The following is a 586-nucleotide window of genomic DNA, read 5'->3' as shown; positions in this document are numbered from 1 at the left end:
TTACTTTGCTGATGATTGCTGAGCATGTCTTGGAATTCAGCTTTCTAGTGTTTTAGCTGTCTATTCCGTTGTTTCAATAATCGCGCCACCGAGGCATTGATCTTCAAGATAGAAGGCAATCGATTGGCCGGGTGTGACCGCGCGCTGAGGCTGCCCAAAGAATACGCTTAAGCATCCATTGTCGTTACTTTCAATAATGCAGTCCTGATCAGCTTGGCGGTAGCGCACCTTAGCTTTGCAGTGGAAAGGGTACTCACTTGGAGCTTTGTTGATCCAGTCAGTTTCGAGAGTCTGTAGTTGGCTGCTGTATAGAAGGGGGTGCTTGCTGCCTTGAACAACGATTAATACGTTACGATCAAGGTCTTTTTGTGCAACATACCAAGGTGATTCGTCATAGCCGCTGAGCCCACCAATTCCTAAGCCTTGGCGCTGCCCAATAGTGTGGTACATAAGCCCATTGTGTCGGCCGATGATATCGCCCTTGTCAGTTTCAATATCACCCGGTTGCGCAGGGATGTATTGCTTTAGAAAGTCAGAGAACTTTCGCTCTCCGATAAAACATATGCCGGTACTATCTTTCTTGTTA

At 46.9% G+C, this 586-nt stretch carries 1 protein-coding gene; it reads right to left on the bottom strand.

What is annotated here, in order from left to right; genetic code table 11:
* Window positions 1-60: 60 nt before the first annotated feature.
* A partial coding sequence (locus tag A3735_RS10175) for a tRNA methyl transferase PRC-barrel domain-containing protein (RefSeq protein ID WP_369820525.1) occupies window positions 61-586 on the bottom strand: 526 nt, incomplete at its 5' end.

The sequence above is a fragment of the Oleiphilus sp. HI0061 genome, assembly GCF_001635675.1.
Note: the sequence above shows the minus strand (reverse complement) of the source record. Positions and strands in the feature narration are given on the sequence as shown.